The 14,749-nt window shown below is 71.0% G+C and carries 14 protein-coding genes; 6 read left to right on the forward strand and 8 right to left on the reverse strand.

The genetic code is table 11. From position 1 onward, the window contains the following. Positions 1–109 precede the first annotated feature (109 nt). On the reverse strand, positions 110–2,578 hold the full coding sequence (locus JDY09_RS07570; RefSeq protein WP_274716324.1) for a CocE/NonD family hydrolase: 2,469 nt from the start codon (positions 2,576–2,578) through the stop codon (positions 110–112). A 128-nt stretch (positions 2,579–2,706) separates the two neighbouring features. On the opposite strand from JDY09_RS07570, the gene JDY09_RS07575 reads away from it, so the two are divergent. Both JDY09_RS07575 and JDY09_RS07580 read left to right on the forward strand, forming a co-directional pair. Continuing rightward, complete coding sequence (locus JDY09_RS07575) at positions 2,707–4,023, forward strand: hypothetical protein (protein WP_274716325.1); 1,317 nt, start codon at positions 2,707–2,709, stop codon at positions 4,021–4,023. Between the two features lie 26 nt (positions 4,024–4,049). Beyond that, entirely contained in the window at positions 4,050–4,484 is a 435-nt protein-coding gene (locus JDY09_RS07580; protein ID WP_274716326.1) for a hemerythrin domain-containing protein, read from the forward strand. A gap of 62 nt (positions 4,485–4,546) precedes the next feature. On the opposite strand, the gene JDY09_RS07585 is transcribed toward JDY09_RS07580, so the two are convergent. From JDY09_RS07585 to JDY09_RS07600, 4 genes are all read right to left on the reverse strand, one after another. Continuing rightward, the gene (locus JDY09_RS07585; protein WP_274716327.1) at positions 4,547–4,945 is read right to left on the reverse strand and encodes a cupin domain-containing protein; all 399 of its coding nucleotides are present in this window, start codon (positions 4,943–4,945) and stop codon (positions 4,547–4,549) included. A 109-nt stretch (positions 4,946–5,054) separates the two neighbouring features. Then, positions 5,055–5,336 (reverse strand): PspA-associated protein PspAA, encoded by a 282-nt coding sequence (pspAA, locus tag JDY09_RS07590; RefSeq protein ID WP_274716328.1) that lies wholly within the window; start codon positions 5,334–5,336, stop codon positions 5,055–5,057. Then, positions 5,333–6,160, reverse strand: a complete 828-nt coding sequence (locus JDY09_RS07595) for a PspA/IM30 family protein (protein ID WP_274716329.1) — start codon at positions 6,158–6,160, stop codon at positions 5,333–5,335. The genes pspAA and JDY09_RS07595 overlap by 4 nt, the downstream gene beginning before the upstream one ends. A gap of 77 nt (positions 6,161–6,237) precedes the next feature. Beyond that, positions 6,238–7,497: an acyl-CoA dehydrogenase family protein gene (locus tag JDY09_RS07600; RefSeq protein WP_274716330.1), complete on the reverse strand. Its 1,260-nt coding sequence runs from the start codon at positions 7,495–7,497 to the stop codon at positions 6,238–6,240. Positions 7,498–7,681: 184 nt separating this feature from the next. On the opposite strand from JDY09_RS07600, the gene JDY09_RS07605 reads away from it, so the two are divergent. Next, positions 7,682–8,953: a hypothetical protein gene (locus JDY09_RS07605; protein ID WP_274716331.1), complete on the forward strand. Its 1,272-nt coding sequence runs from the start codon at positions 7,682–7,684 to the stop codon at positions 8,951–8,953. Positions 8,954–9,104: 151 nt separating this feature from the next. Further along, the gene (locus JDY09_RS07610; RefSeq protein ID WP_274716332.1) at positions 9,105–9,377 is read left to right on the forward strand and encodes a hypothetical protein; all 273 of its coding nucleotides are present in this window, start codon (positions 9,105–9,107) and stop codon (positions 9,375–9,377) included. Positions 9,378–9,404: 27 nt separating this feature from the next. Here the strand turns inward: JDY09_RS07610 and JDY09_RS07615 are convergent, their stop codons facing one another. Both JDY09_RS07615 and JDY09_RS07620 read right to left on the reverse strand, forming a co-directional pair. Then, positions 9,405–10,409, reverse strand: coding sequence for an acyl-CoA dehydrogenase family protein (locus tag JDY09_RS07615; protein WP_274716333.1), 1,005 nt, complete (start codon positions 10,407–10,409; stop codon positions 9,405–9,407). 4 nt (positions 10,410–10,413) lie between these two features. Further along, complete coding sequence (locus JDY09_RS07620; RefSeq protein WP_274716334.1) at positions 10,414–11,550, reverse strand: acyl-CoA dehydrogenase family protein; 1,137 nt, start codon at positions 11,548–11,550, stop codon at positions 10,414–10,416. Positions 11,551–11,630: 80 nt separating this feature from the next. Here JDY09_RS07620 and JDY09_RS07625 point away from each other — a divergent pair, with 80 nt between their 5' ends. Beyond that, positions 11,631–12,428 (forward strand): GNAT family N-acetyltransferase, encoded by a 798-nt coding sequence (locus JDY09_RS07625; protein ID WP_274716335.1) that lies wholly within the window; start codon positions 11,631–11,633, stop codon positions 12,426–12,428. Here the strand turns inward: JDY09_RS07625 and JDY09_RS07630 are convergent. Beyond that, positions 12,425–13,624 (reverse strand): thiolase family protein, encoded by a 1,200-nt coding sequence (locus JDY09_RS07630; RefSeq protein ID WP_274716336.1) that lies wholly within the window; start codon positions 13,622–13,624, stop codon positions 12,425–12,427. The genes JDY09_RS07625 and JDY09_RS07630 overlap by 4 nt on opposite strands. 287 nt (positions 13,625–13,911) lie before the next feature. On the opposite strand from JDY09_RS07630, the gene JDY09_RS07635 reads away from it, so the two are divergent. Next, positions 13,912–14,679: a 3-hydroxyacyl-CoA dehydrogenase family protein gene (locus tag JDY09_RS07635; RefSeq protein ID WP_274716337.1), complete on the forward strand. Its 768-nt coding sequence runs from the start codon at positions 13,912–13,914 to the stop codon at positions 14,677–14,679. Positions 14,680–14,749: the final 70 nt, after the last annotated feature.

Below are 14,749 nucleotides of genomic sequence, written 5' to 3' on the forward strand. Positions count from 1 at the left end.
CGCAGTGGGGACAACCCACGCAGCGTCGAACTGGCGCACGGAGTCCCTCCGCCACGCGCGCGGTCCCTCGTCCCCACCCCAGGAGCCTCGACGCTACGCGCGCCGGTCGTCAGCCGCCGTTGCCGGCCGCTACCCAGCGGCGCACCGGCTGGCCCCGCAGCGCGCCGGCGGGTGGCAGCGGATGACCGCCGGCGTCCTTGCCGCGCACCACGGCCAGCACCACGCGCGAGGCGAAGCGTCCGCCGAGCGCGATCTTGTTGAGCGTCTTGCCGCGCTCGATCGTCTGGAACTCCCACGAGGGGCGGTCGCCTCCGGGGGCGCTCACGACGATGCGGATGCGCGACCCGGCGCGAAAGACGTGTGCGACGGGCCACAGCGGCACGCGCACCAGCGCCCAGCGGGCCCGCGGCAGCGGCGCCGCGTCGCGCTCGAGATGTGTCGGGCGCGGGTCGACCACGGTCGAGCGGCGGCGGTCGAGATGGCGGTGCGAAGCGCGCAGCCAGCCATTTTGGACGTACACCTCGCTGCCGTCCGGCCGCACCTCGGTGAGCGTGACCTGGATGTCGGTGTCGCGCGCCGAAGAGCGCAACCAAAGGTCGACGCTGCCCGGCCCCGCCACCACCGTGTCGCGGGTCAGCGGGGCGGTGGCGAAAGCGACGGCGTTGCGCGCCGGGAGCGGCCGCCAGTCGTAGGGCGGTCGCGGCTTCCAGGCGTCGGCCTCGCTCGCGCCGGGGAGCGTGCGCATCGGCCGCGCAGCGGGGTCCGAACGGTAAGCGACGGCGGAGGCACTGCGTGGCTTCGCGCCAAGACCGCCGCCCGGCCGGAAATAGAGCGCGGTGGCGACGGCCTCGCGCGGCGGCCAGCGGTCGAAGGCAAGCTCCCACGGCGCGCCGATCGAGCCCGGTCCCCACGGACCGGCGCCGTTCTCCATCAGCACGCGCACCCGCGGATCGCGCTCGAACGCCGACCGCGCGCTCGCCACCGACGTGTAGGCGGCGAAACGCGACTGCTCGAGCGGGGCGGCGGGAGCGTCGGCCAGAACCCGGTAGAGCACACCGCCCAGCGCAAGCACCTGGTCGGGAATGCGCGGCACCTCGTCGGCGACGTAGAGCTTGAGGAACTCGACCCAGCGGGTGATCACCGACGGCGACAACGCGTCGACGTGGGTGCCGTTCTGGAGCGTGATCCACACGCGCTTGCGGCGGCTGATGGTGTTCAGTGCCTCGGGGAAGTGACCGCCAGTCTGCTCGTCCTGGAACTGGCCGACGAGGAAGATCGGGACGCGTGCGCGCTGGAGCCACGCTCCTGGCGAGCGCTGGCCGAAGATGCGCGGATCGCGGAAAGGCGTGCGCTCTTGGAGGGCAAGCGCGTCCTGCGTCTGCAGACGCAACAGCTGGTTGCGCGCGCAGTTTTGGTCGCCGCGGCGCACCAGCTCGCGCGCGTAGGGTTGGCCGCCGTAGGGTGCGGGCTCGGCGTCGCGCTGACGCTCCTCCACCCAGCGCTGCGCGAACCCCGAGTTGAAGATCCCGCCCGGGTACCCGGTGCCCTCGTAGAGGTCATCGGTCACCGACAGCGGCGCGATCGCGGCGAGGTGCGGTGGACGGGTGCCGGCCACGAACAGCTGGCTGATGCCCGAGAACGAGATCCCGACCATGCCGACCTTGCCGCCCTTGACCCACGGTTGGGCGGCCACGGTCTCGATCGCGTCGTAGCCGTCGTAGGTGGTGGGCAGATCGAAGAGGTCGAAGTCGCCGCCCGAGCAGCCGGAGCCGCGCATCTGCACGCTGACCGTGGCGAAGCCAAGGAGCGGCGCGATCACCGATCCGACCGCCGTCGACGTGGCCGGGGCGAGCGGATCGTTCACCCCGCCGGAGCCACCAGTGAGCGCGCCGGCCAGCGCGCTGAGCAGGTCGTGAGGCGCTGCCACCTGGTAGCCGGAGTACTCGACCACGGTCGGGAAGGGACCGTCGGCGAGCGTCTTGCCGGGCGGGAGACGGACGGTCATCGCGAGCTTGATGCCGTCGCGCATGCGCACGTAGTTGAGACCCTCGTGCAAGCGGATCCGCCGGTAGAAGGACGGCGGCGGGTTGTCGCCGGGACGCAGTACGCGCAGCGACACCGTGCGCGGCGAGCGCCCTGGAGCGCGAACTACGCGATAGCGCCCTGGCGCGAGTTCGCGGAAGATGAGGCTGCCGAAGTCGTCGGCCCGCCCCTGCCGCACGACGCGACCGCGGCGGTCGAGAAGGCGCAGCTTCTCGCCCCGGCGAGCACCTACCACGTAGGCGTAGCGCACCCCGCCGCGCGCCGCGAAGGGCACCTTCGCCGGTGGTTCGAGCGTTCCCCCGTAACCGCCCGCGGCACGCGCACCGCCGAGCGCCACGCCCGCAACTGGAAGCTGGGCGAGCGTCGCAGCGCAGGCGATCGCGACCACCGCAGCAGCGAAGGCGACCCGGCGCGGCCGCTGTGCGCGGAAAGCGACGCGTCGCGTGGGCGCCCGCCGACCCTGCCGCACCTGCGGCGCCGGTGCGAGGCCGCTCGCTCCCCGCTCACCCCCCCTAGTTACTGCGTAGCGGTACACGCGCAGCCGAACCTAACCGCTGATCGGTCGCGGTGCAAGTGCGGCGAGGAACTGCCCGGTCGACCGGCACGCGCTGAAACAAGCGAGCGCCGGCAGCACCCGCGAGCAAGGTGGTTTAATACACGAATATGTACAAAAGTGCTGGCGCGCCCTCGCGCTGCCGTCACCGTGGTCGCCTGACCGGGGACGACGGTCCGCGCCCCACCGACTTCCTGTTGCTCCACTTCCTGGGCGCGCTCGCGTACCTCGCCGCGGCGCTCGCAGCCGCAACCACAGCGGCCCTGACAGGCACTGCGAGCGCGCGCTGGCTGGCGTTGCACCTCGCGTTCGTAGGCGGTGTGTCGCAGCTCGTGCTCGGCGCCGCCCCTTTCTTCGCTGGTGCGGCGCTCGCGGCCGAGCCACCACCCGCTGCACTGGTGCGACTCGAGCTCGCCGCATGGAATCTCGGTGCCGCGCTGCTCGCCGTGGGGTACGCCGTTCGCGCCGACGGCCTCGTAGCTGTCGGCGGCTGCGCGCTGGCGGCGGCGCTCGTCATCTTCGTTGGCACGCTCGAACTTTTGCGGCGCAGGTCGCTGCAGCGCCGGGTCGCCGCCGTCGCCTGGTACCAAGCTGGTGCTGCGGCACTAGCCGGTGCGGGCACTCTGGGCCTCTCGACTGCTCTCGGTTTGCCGCTCGCGACCGGCGATCCCATCGGCGCGCACGCAGTCGCGGCCGTAGGCGGTTGGTTCGGCGGTGCGATCGTCGGGACGCTGCACACCTTCTATCCGTCCTTGACGAGCACACGCTTGCGCTGGCCGGCTTTCGAAGCGGTGGCTTTCGGCGGCTGGTTCGCGGGGATCGCGGCCGCCGCCGGCGGTTACGCGCTCGCTTCCAGACCGCTGGCCGCGGCGGGATGGTGCGCGCTAGCGCTGGCGACCGCAGCACTGCTCGCCAATGTCGCGGCCTCGGCTTGGGCAGCGCGGCGAGCGCTGACGCTGCCCGCTTGGCTCGTCGGGTGCGGGCAGCTGTTCCTCGCCGTGGCCGTGGCGTCGGGTGTCGTCACCGCTGCTACCGGCATCGGCTCTCCGCACACCGATCCGTGGCCGATGCTGCCCCGCAGCGACGCTTTCGCTGTGCTCGCTCTGGCGGGCTGGCTGGGCTTGACCGTGGCCGGTTCCGCGATCCATCTCTTGGGCGTGCTGGCGCGCGTGCGGGCACTGACTGGCCGCGGTTTTAGAGCGCGTCCTCGCCCGTCGCGCCCCGCCCGCCTGGCGGCGTTCGGCCGTGGTCTGAGCGCGCTCGCACCGCTCGCGATCGCGGCCTTCGCTGTCGCCCTGCAAGCGTCAGCGCCCGCACCAGCGCGCGCCGGCGCCGCGACCGGGGCGGCAACCACCGCCGCAGCGCTCGCCTTCGTGGTAGCTGCATCGGCTGTCGCGGCCGTACGCGCCCGACCGCTACGCGTCTAAAGGCGCGACGAAAGGAGGTAAGTGCGGTGCCTGTACGCCACCCGTCGCTCGTGAAGCTGTCGCGCGACCACCACCGCGCGCTCGTTCTGGCCGCACGGATGCGCCGGTCGAGCGCCAACGACGCTGGCGAGCTCGCCACCCAGTTCCTCGCTTTCCTCGACGAGGCCGACGCCGTTCACTTCACGGAAGAAGAACGGTTCGTGCTGCCTCTCCTCGCCCAGCACTTGGGCAGCGCTCATCCGCTGATCGCGCGAACGGCATGCGAGCACGCCGAGCTACGCGCTCGCGCTAAAAGCTGGGGAGAAGGCGGCTGCGAGCGAGTCACGCCCGAGGCTGTGCGGGCAACGGGCGAGCTGCTGCACGATCACGTTCGTATGGAGGAGCGCGAGCTCTTTCCCTTGGTCGAAGCGCACGCGACAGCGGAACAGCTCGCGGCACTTCAGACGCAGCTCGAGAGTTAGCGGCAGCGGCCCGCGTCGCGACGGCGCATCACGGCGCCCCAGCGCGCTGCCCGAGCGCCGAGCTACGCCCAGAAATCCGGCAGCCGCTCGCCGTCGCCGGGGTGGCGCGGACCGAAAACGAGGATCGTCATGCCGTCCGGTCCGGCCTCGAAGCGGCGCGCTACTGGTGGTGCGACACGCAGCGCGTCGAAGCGCCGCAGCTCGACGGTGTCGTCGTCGAGCCGCACGCGCCCGCTGCCTTCGAGCACCACGTACACCTCCTCGGCCTGCTGGTGGCGGTGCCCGAACGGCTGCTTGCGCCCCGGGCGCAGGCGCTGCAGGCAGACACCGGTCGCCTCGGTGGCGAGCGCTTCGTTGGCGAAGCGCGCCTCGGTGATCTCGCTGAAGCCGAAACGCGCCGCGAGATCCTCCACCTCGAGCAGGTTCACGTGGGTGTAGCCACCCGCCCGCTCGTCCGACATCACGACCCTCCTCTCTGTCGTCGCTCTCTGTCTTCGCTCTCTCGGCGGGCGCTGGCGCGGCCGGCCAACGCACAGCTATCTGCCAGCGCAACAGCGCCGGTCGGCTCCCCTAATCGTCGGGGATCAGCCCCTCGCCGGTGAACTCGCGCTGGGCCTCCTTGAACGTGATGTCGCGCGGCGGCAGGATCACGTCCGACTCGACGAGCTCGTCGTCGGCCAGCGGCGCACCCTCGCCCTCGACGAGCGCGATCATCTGCGCGAACAGGTCGCGGAAGCGCGCCTCGTCGCCCCCTTCCACCGCCTCGACACAACGGTTGTCGAGATCGTTCAGACGCTCGGCGAGATCGTCCGAGAGGCGGTACTGGCGCTCGCCAGCGATGCGCACGATCACGACCCACCTCCGGCGCCCGCACCACTGCTCTGCCCTGCGTCGCCCTTGCCGGCATCGAGCTGGCCCGCCGCGCGCCCGCCGGGACCGATCTCACCCTTGAGACGAGCGAGCTCGCGCTCGATCTGGTCGCCGGTCTCGAGCTGAGCGAGCTGACGGTCGATGTCGTCGCTGCCCGACCCGAGCGCCGCGAGATCGTCGAACGTGCCGGCACGCTCGAGCTCCTCGACGGCGGCGGCGCGGGCTTGCATGTCCTCGACCTTCTCTTGCGCACGCTGCAGCGCGAGGCCGAGATCGGCCATCTGCTCGCCGACGCCGTGGGCGGCTTCCGAGATCCGCACCTGCGCCTCGGCGGCCGAGTACTGCGCCTTGATGACCTCCTTCTTGGTGCGGAACGCCTCGACTTTGGCGCGCAGGCGCTGCTCGTTCTCGGTCAGTCGCTGCTGCTGGCTCTCGAGCTCGGCGATCTGCTGGTCGAGGCTTTGCAGCTCGCGCTGAGCGAGCGCCTTGCGCTCGAGCGCCGCGCGTGCGAGGTCTTCGCGCCCGTGGGCGAGCGCTTGCCGCGCCTGGGCCTCGAGCTTGGCGACCTGCTGCTCGAGCTTCTGCGACTGCATCTGCAGCCGCTTTTTCGACGTGACTACGTCGGCGATGCCCTTCTTGACGTTCTGGAGCAGCTCGACCTGTTTGCGGTAGCCGTAGTCGAGCGTCTCGGCCGGGTCCTCGGCGCGGTCGAGCCACTTCGAGATCTTGGCCTTGATCGTCGTCGAAAGCCGCCCTGCTAACCCTGGCAAGCACGCCTCCTTCCGGTCGCTGCGACGCCGTGCCACGGGTAGCGTAGACGCCCCGCGCACCGGCGACGAAGGGGAAGCTGGCGTCAGGCCGCCGCCTCGGCGGCAAGGGGGTGTTAGGCCGCCGCCTCGGCGCGCTCTTGCGAGCGCAGGAGCTCGGCCGCCTCGGCTAGGCGGCGCCGGTACTCCTCGCGCTGGAGGCGCGAGATCACGAGCCGCTGCACCTGGGCCGTGCCCTCGAAGATCTGGTAGATCTTCGCGTCCCGGTACCACTTCTCGAGCGGGCAGTCGGTGGTCTGGGCGTAGGGACCGACAAGGTCCATGCAGGTAGCCGTCGCCCACATCGCCACGTCGCCCGCCTTGAGCTTTGCCATCGAGCCCTGGCCGCCGGTGAGCGGCACGCCGTTACGCGCCATCCACGAGGCGCGCCACACGAGCAAGCGCGCAGCCTCGATCTCGGTCGCCACATCGGCGATGGTCTGCTGGACGCGCTGGTGCTCGATCAGCGGCTTGCCACCCTCGTAGGTGCGCTCGAGGTAGTCGAGCGTCCACTCGTAAGCCGCCTGGGCGATACCGAGCGCCGACGCACCGACGAGCGGGCGCGTCATCTCGAAGGTCGCGAGCGCGTTCGAGGAGCGCCCGGTGGACTCGCCGCGACGGGCCCGTTCGAGCTTGCGCTGCAGCTTGTCGTAGCCGCCGAGGAGGTTCTCCATCGGCACGCGGCAATCCTCGAGCACGATCTCGGCCGTGTGCGAGGCACGGATACCGAGCTTCGACTCTTTCTTGCCCTGCCTGAGCCCGGGCGTGCCCTTGGGAACGACGAACGAGGCCTGGCCGCGGTAGCCGAGCTCGGGATCGACCGTCGCCACCACCACCGTCACATCGGCGATGCCGCCGTTGGTGATGAACACCTTGGTGCCGTTGAGAACCCACTCGTCGCCGTCAAGGCGCGCGGTCGTGCGCAGCGAGCGCACGTCGGAGCCGGCCCCGGGCTCGGTGACGGCGTAGGCGCCGAGCTTGATCTCGTCGCCGGTGCCGTAGCACTCGGGCACCCAGCGCATGATCTGCTCCGGAGTGCCGGAGGCTGCGATCCCCGCTGCCGCAAGGCCGGAACCCTGGATCGCGAGCGCGATGCCGGCGCAGCCCCAGTGGAGCTCCTCGGCGTAGATCGCGGTCATGAGCCCGTCGGGGTCGGCGGCCATGCGCTGCATGTGGTCGAGCCCGTGCAAACCCCACTCGCGCGCCGCCTTGATCGCCTCCCACGGCACCTCCTCGGTGCGGTCGTAGTGGGGCGCGATCGGCCGGATCACCTCGGCGGCGAAGCGCCTGCAGAGCTTCTTGAACTCGACGTGCTCGTCGCTAAGCCGAAAGTCCACGGGCTCTCCCTCCTTGCGCTTGACTGGCTAGTCAGCCAGGGGCCGCGGGCAGGATAGCGAGAGCCCAGCGAGTAAGTTGCGCACGAGTGCGGGGAGGGATCGCGGCCGGTCACGCCACACCCTCCTCTCGCCGCCGGCGGGTCGCGCCGCCGGCAGGTCTTGGCACGACGGAGCGAGTGGCAGGATGAGCGCCGAGAGCATCCAGAGGGCGGTCCGCGCGCCGAACGTGCGCCGGGCACCGGCAGCGACGCGCCGTCACGGCTTGCTGCGTGCTCGTGCGTTGCTACGCGGTCGCGCCGCGCTTCTGTGCGCCGCAGCTGCCGCGGCGCTGGCGGGGTGCGGCGGCGCTGGCGAGGGCCGCCCACCCCAGCTGGGCGTTCGCGCCGGCGACGATGAGGCGGCTGCGAAACTTGGTTTCCCCGCAGCAGCGACGCGCAACACGGTGCGCGTCGGTGGCGGCGACGCGGTCGCCGACGCCGCCGCCGTGGCCCGCGTCTTTTACCCCGCCACGACGAGCGCCACGCGTCCGCGCGCGGTCGTGCTGATCGACAGCCGCCGCTGGCAGGACGCGGTGAGCGCGGCGCCGCTCGCCGGCGATCCGCTCGCCGCCCCGCTGCTGTTCGCTACCGGTGGCGACATCCCCGCGGTCACGCGCGACGCCCTCGCCAGTCTCAGACCGCTCGGATCGGATCTCGCCGACGACGCGCAGGCGATCGTGGTCGGCGACGGAACGCCCGCGCCGGCTAACCTCCGTGTCCGCCGTTTGCGGGGCGAAGATCCCTATGCGGTCGCGGCCGAGATCGACCGCTTCGCGGCTGCTTTGCGCCGCAAGCCTTCGCCGCGCGTCGTGATCTTCTCGGGCGAGCGACCCGAGTGGGCGATGCCGGCGGCGGCGTGGGCGGCGTTCTCCGGGGACGCTGCGCTACCGGTTCGCGCCACGACCGTGCCGGCGCCGATCCGGCGCGCGCTCGCCCGCCGCGAGGGCGACGCCCAGATCTTCCTGCTAGGTCCCGAGTCGGTCCTGCCGCGGGGGCTCGAGCGCAAGCTGCGCAGCTTCGGACGGGTGCGTCGTGTCGGCGCCCGCGCGCGCAGCGCCGTCGATCTGGCGATCGCCTTCGCCCGCTACCGCGCGGGAGGCTTCGGCTGGGGCGTCGTCGTTCCGGGCTACAACCTCACCCTTGCCAACGTCGCGCGCCCCCTCGACGCCGCCGCGGCGGCGCTACTCGCTACCAAGGGGGTTTTCGCGCCGCTGCTCCTCACCGACCGTGCCGACACGCTGCCGCGAGCGCTCCAGCAGTACCTGTTGAGCATCCAGCCGGGCTACGAAGGAACGCCGCAGGACTCGGTCTACAACCGCGTGTGGATCCTCGGTGACGACCGCGCGGTGTCGATTGCCGCCCAAGCTCAGCTCGATCGCCTGGTCGAGCTCGTGCCGGTGCAACCGCAGGCTCCCTGACGAGCCGCGCAAGCTCGTTGACGGCCGGCGCAAACTCGCTACCGCCCCGCGCAAGCGCCCCACAGCCCCGCGCGAAGGACCTGCCGCCGCGCGGCCGGCCGACACGGGGCGGGGCACTGCCGTAAACCGCTGGCGTCTAACTTTTGCGGCCGTGAGCGAGTACGAGCGACCCGACCGGCTGCGCCGCGAACCGACGATCGCCGACATTCACGAGCTCGTCGGCGCCGCCACCCCGCACTTCGCCCTGCAGATCCGCAACCGCATCCGCAACCTGATCGTTGGGCTGCCCGACGACCACCCCGTGCGCCAGGAAGGCGAGCGCTGGATCGCCCACCTCGAAGAGGTCGCGCGTGGCGCCGAAGCACGGGGACCGGTCGTCCCCGGCGAGCGCGGGCTCAAAAGCTACGTCGGCGATCGCGTCTGAACGGCGCTGCACTAGCGCCGCGACACTTCACGCCGCCAGCCCGGCGAGATCGGCCACGCGGTCGCGCAGCTCGCGCCCGCGCGCCCACAGGTGGGCGTCGGTGCGGGCGCGCTTGAGGAAGAAGTGGAGATCGTGCTCCCACGTGAAGCCGATGCCGCCGAACACCTGTAACGCCTGGGCGGTCGTGCGCCACCCGGCGTCGCTCGCGTAAGCCTTGGCCATCGCTGCCGCCAGCTCGAGCGACTCCGGTTCGGCATCGGCTGCCCAGGCGGCGTAGTAGGTGAGGGAACGGGCGCTCTCGGTCTCGAGCAGCATCTGCGCAAGACGGTGCGACACGGCCTGGTAAGCGCCGATCGGACGGCCGAACTGTTTGCGCTCGCGTGCGTAGGCGACGGCCATCTCGAGTGCGCGCTGGGCCACGCCGACGAGCTCGGCCGAGAGCGCGACCAGCGCGCGGTTGAAGCCGGGTTCGGCGTCGCCAGCCAATGGTTCCCCCGCGCCCACTAGACGGACGCGTGCGTAGCGGCGCGTGAGGTCGATCGTGTCGAGCTCCTCAGCGGTGAACGAGCCGCGCTCGTAGACGCGGGCGCGCCCTTGCCCGACCGCGACCACCAGCTCGGCCTCGGTTGCGTCGGGCACCAGCCGCCCTGCGCCGTTGTGCACCACCGCGAGCGTTGCAGCGAGCTCGCCACGCGCGATCGGCGCAAGCCAGCGCCGCCGCTGCTCTTCGCTCCCTGCCGACGCGATCACGAGACCAGCGGCGGCGCGCGACAAGAAGGGAACCGGAGCGAGCGCGTAGCCGAGCTCTTCGGCCAGGATCACGAGCTCGACGGTGCCAAGTCCCTGCCCCCCATACTCTTCGGCGACGAAGATCCCCGGCCAGCCGAGCTGGCACAGCTCGGCCCACGCTTCTTCGTCGTAGCGCCGGCCTTCGGCCAGCTCGCGCACGCGCTCGGCGCTGAAGCGCGCGGCGAGCAGCTCGCGCGCCGTGCGCTTGATCGCTTGCTGGTCGTCGTTGAAGTCGAAGTTCATGTCCTCACCTCAGCTTCGGCAGCCCGAGCACGCGCTCGGCCACGATGTTCTTGAGGATCTCGGTCGTACCGCCCTCGATCGAGTTCGCCCGTGCGCGCAGAAAGCGGTAGACCCACGGCGAGTCCCACACGGGTCCGTCTTCGCCCCGCAGCTCGATAGCGAGCTCGGTCAGCCGCTGGCTGATCTCCGACCACTGCCATTTCGGCAGCGACCCCTCGGGGCCGGGCACGCCGTGCCGCTGGATCCGCGAAAGTCCCCGCCAGCTCGTTAGGCGGAGCGCCTCGACCTCGATCTTGAGCTGGGCGATGCGGTCGCGCACCAGCGGGTCGTCGGCGACCCCGCGTTCGCGTGCGAGCGCGACGAGGTCGTCGAGCATCAGGCGCACGCCGGCGGCGGCAGCTGCGCCGAGTCCTGAGCGCTCGTGCATCAGCGTCGTGATCGCCACCGCCCAGCCGTTACCCACGCCGCCGACGACGTTCTCGTCGGGCACGCGTGCGCCCTCGATGAAGAGCTCGTTGAACTCGGCTTCGCCGGTGATCTGGCGGAGCGGGCGCACCTGCACGGCGTCCTGCTCCATGTCCATGATGAAGTAGGTGAGCCCCTGGTGCTTAGGTGCATCGGGGTCGGTGCGCGCCAAGAGCATGCACCACTTCGCCTTGTGGGCGTAAGTCGTCCAGACCTTCTGACCGGTGATCACCCACTCGTCGCCGTCGCGTACGGCGCGCGTCTTGAGCGAGGCGAGATCGGAGCCCGCTTCCGGCTCCGAGAAGCCCTGGCACCAGATCTCTTCGCCCGACAGGATTGGCTCGAGAAAGCGGCGCTTCTGCTCCTCGGTGCCGTGGTGGATGACCACCGGGCCGCCCATCAGCAAGCCGAGGATGTTGGCGGGCTGGGGTGCCTTCGCCCGCACCATCTCTTCGGAGTAGATCGCTTGCTCGATCACCGTCGCGCCGCGCCCGCCGTACTCGCGCGGCCAAGACACGCCGGCCCAGCCGCCTTCGTGCAGCTTGCGCTGCCAGCGACGGCGGTACTCGAACGCCTCGTCGGGATCTTCGGGTTCCGGGCCGGGATGGTTGGCCTCGAGCCACGCACGCAGCTCGTCGCGGAACTTCTGCTCGGACGGTGACAGCGTTAGGTCCATGGCGACTCCGAACTTAACGTTTCCTCTTGGTGTAAACCAGGGGTGCCGTCGTTAGACGTGGCAAGCGCTAGGGTGGTCGTGTGAGCGCGCTCCGCTCGATGGCGTCGCTGGGCTGGCGCCTGCGATCGCGCTGGGAGGTCGGCGGTGTGGCGGCGGTGGCCGAAGCAGCTGCCGCACGGGTGGGTATTAGCTCGCTTGTGCTCTTCGACCGCCCGCTGGCGAGCGACGATCGCCACGGCGGTCCGGCGCCCAGCGAGGTTGGGAGCGAGCACGCCTTGTGCGACGGCGATGTCGTTTTCGCCCCGCTCGGCCACGACGACAGCTCCGCCTACGCCGAGCTGCGACCGTTCCAAGGCGCGAACAAGCTCGCCCGCCGGCTCGCGGCGGGCTCGATCGGCATCGGCGCCTGGCGCGGCGGCGAGCTCGTCGGCGCCGCATGGTGGCATCCCGGAGAGGCGTGGATTCCCGAGCTCGGGATCCGGATCCCGCTGCCGCCGGGATGGGTTTACGCCTACGACGCCTACACCCGCCGCGACCAGCGCGGGCGCGGTATCGCCCGCGGCCGCGCCCTGGCTTCTTTCGCGCTCCTCGCCCGCGCCGGCTACCGCCACGGACTCTGTTACGTGCTGGCCCACAACCGTTCCAGCTTGCGCGTCGTCACCAGCGTCGGTTGGCGTGTGCTCGCGCGCGCCCGAGCCGCGACCCTGGGCGAGCGCACGGTCGTGCTCTGGACAGCGCCCAAGCAGCCGCCGCGGCTAGAGCGGTATCGCCGCGTCGGTGGCCGCTGGCCGCGGCCGCGATCCGAAGATCGCGACCGCGGCAGTGGCAGCGAAGTGCTGGCACGGCTCGCTGGCGTGCGCAGCGCCGCTCGCGCCTAGACGCGCTGGATCAGCGTCGCGGTGCCGAGCCCGCCACCGCAGCACATGGTCACGAAACCGATCTCGGCGTCGCGGCGCTCGAGCTCGTGGAGAAGCGTGGTGATGAGCCGCGCACCGGTCGAGCCAAGCGGATGGCCGAGCGCGATCGCACCGCCGTTCACGTTGACGCGGTCCATGTCCGGCTCGAGCTCGCGGCGCCAGGCGGCGACGACCGACGCGAACGCCTCGTTGATCTCGATCAGGTCGATGTCGTTGATCGTCATCCCGTTGCGCTCGAGGATCCGCTTGGTCGCCGGGATCGGGCCGGTCAGCATGATCACGGGGTCGACGCCGACCGTCGTCTGGTCGACGATCCGCGCCCGCGGCTTGAGCCCGAGCTCGTCGGCCTTCTCGCGACTCATCAGCAACACCGCCGCGGCGCCGTCGGAGATCTGCGACGAGTTGCCGGCGGTCACCTTGAGGTTCTCTTCGCCGCCCACGTACGGCGCCGCCTGCGGGAAAGCGGGCTTCAGCTCGGCGAGCTTCTCGAGGCTGGTGTCGGGACGGATCCCCTGGTCGGTTACGTAGGTCGTGCCGTTGACTTGGAAGGGCACGATCTCGCGCTCGAAGCGACCCTCTTCGGTCGCCTGGTGGGCGAGCATGTGGGAGCGCAGACCGATCTCGTCGAGCTCGGAACGCGGGATCTCCCACTTCGCGGCGATCATCTCGGCGGAGATCCCCTGGGGCACGAGCGCGTAGCGTTCGAGCAGCTCCTGCGGCCACGGGGTACCGACGTCGTCGGCCCACTTGAAGCCGATGCCCATCGGGATGTGGCCCATGTGCTCGACGCCGGCACCGATGACCACGTCGTGCACGCCGGCGGCGATCTGGGCCGCCGCGAAGTTCACCGCCTGCTGCGCCGACCCGCACTGTCGGTCGACGGTGGTGGCCGGCGTTTCGATCGGCAGCCCCGCTTGCAGCCAGGCGTTGCGCCCGATGTTGAAGGACTGCTCGCCGTACTGCTGCACGCAGCCGCAGATCACGTCCTCCACGAGCGAGGGTTCGATCCCCGCCCGTTCGATCACGGCCTTGTAACAGGCGCCGAGCAGCGCGTTCGGATGAACGTCCTTGTAGTAGCCCTTTTCGGGGTGGCCGCGACCGATCGGTGTGCGCGCGGCCTCGACGATCACGACCTCGCGTCCGGGACCGTTCCTCATCTCGCTCGTGCCTCCTCCCGACTGTCAGCCGTTGCGCGGCTTTTGGAACCTCCGCCCCGAGCACCGCCGCGCGCGCGTCGGCGCTAGGGTACGGTCCTCCTGACCGGCAGGTCAGCCATCTTGGCTGGCCAGCCAAACATCTGCCGTCAGTTTACGGGATTCGTACGGCGCGAACGCCGCCCGCACCGCCCGGCACGCGTCGCCGCGCCGGTTGGCGTCCGAGCGGTCGCCGGCGTCCCGCGCGAACAGTCCAGCACAGCGAAGCGAGCGAGAAACCAGGAGGAAACTTGGCCGCGCAACAGGTGCAAAAGCTCGGCATCGTCGGGAGCGGAACCATCGGCGCCGGATTGGCACGAGCGGCGGCGGACGCCGGCATCGAGGTGCTGGTGTGGGCGCGCTCGCCCGAGCGGGCGCGCGAGCGACTCAAGCGCGACCTGCCGGTGACGAGCGAGCTCGCCGACCTCGCTGGCTGCGACCTGGTCGTGGAATCGGTAGCCGAGGAACTGGCCGTAAAGAGGGAGCTGCTCGGGCGCCTCGACGCGACGCTGCCCGGGGACACCCCCATCGCCAGCACGACCTCTTCGCTGTCGGTGGCCGAGCTCGCCACCGCCAGCGGCCGGCCGGAAAGGTTCGGCGCCCTCCACGTCTTCAATCCGGTAGAGAAGATGAAGCTCGTCGAGCTCGCGTTTCCTGCCGAGGCGAGCGAGGAGACGCGGGCGCTGCTCAAGGGTGTGTGCGATCAGCTCGGGAAGGTCGCGGTTGAGGTGCCCGACGTGCCCGGGTTCGTCGTCAACCGCCTGCTCTTCCCGTACCTCTTCGACGCCGTCCGCCTGCTCGAAGAGACCGGCCTCGACCCGAAGTCGATCGACACCTGCATGAAGCTCGGCGCCGGCCACCCGATGGGGCCGCTGGCGCTCCTCGACTTCGTCGGGCTCGACGTTTCGGCTGCGATCGGCGAATCGATCGGGGTCGAGATTCCGCAGCGGGTGCGCGACCTGATCGCCCAGGGTCGCCTCGGGCGCAAGACCAAGGCCGGTTTCTACGAGTACGAGTGAGCGACACGCGCACGGCGTGGACGGCTCCGACTAGACAGAGCGCTGGGGGCCGGCGGAGCCGGCCCCCAGC

The sequence above is a fragment of the Thermoleophilum album genome, from assembly GCF_028867705.1.
Lineage (GTDB): Bacteria > Actinomycetota > Thermoleophilia > Solirubrobacterales > Thermoleophilaceae > Thermoleophilum.

What these genes read in the sequence shown, in the direction of transcription:
- JDY09_RS07585 (WP_274716327.1), bottom strand. Translation starts at nt 4,945, where the DNA reads ATGTCGGACGAGCGGGCGGGTGGCTACACCCACGTGAACCTGCTCGAG.
- JDY09_RS07605 (WP_274716331.1), top strand. Translation starts at nt 7,682, where the DNA reads ATGAGCGCCGAGAGCATCCAGAGGGCGGTCCGCGCGCCGAACGTGCGC.
- JDY09_RS07630 (WP_274716336.1), bottom strand. Translation starts at nt 13,624, where the DNA reads ATGAGGAACGGTCCCGGACGCGAGGTCGTGATCGTCGAGGCCGCGCGC.
- JDY09_RS07575 (WP_274716325.1), top strand. Translation starts at nt 2,707, where the DNA reads ATGTACAAAAGTGCTGGCGCGCCCTCGCGCTGCCGTCACCGTGGTCGC.
- JDY09_RS07615 (WP_274716333.1), bottom strand. Translation starts at nt 10,409, where the DNA reads ATGAACTTCGACTTCAACGACGACCAGCAAGCGATCAAGCGCACGGCG.
- JDY09_RS07620 (WP_274716334.1), bottom strand. Translation starts at nt 11,550, where the DNA reads ATGGACCTAACGCTGTCACCGTCCGAGCAGAAGTTCCGCGACGAGCTG.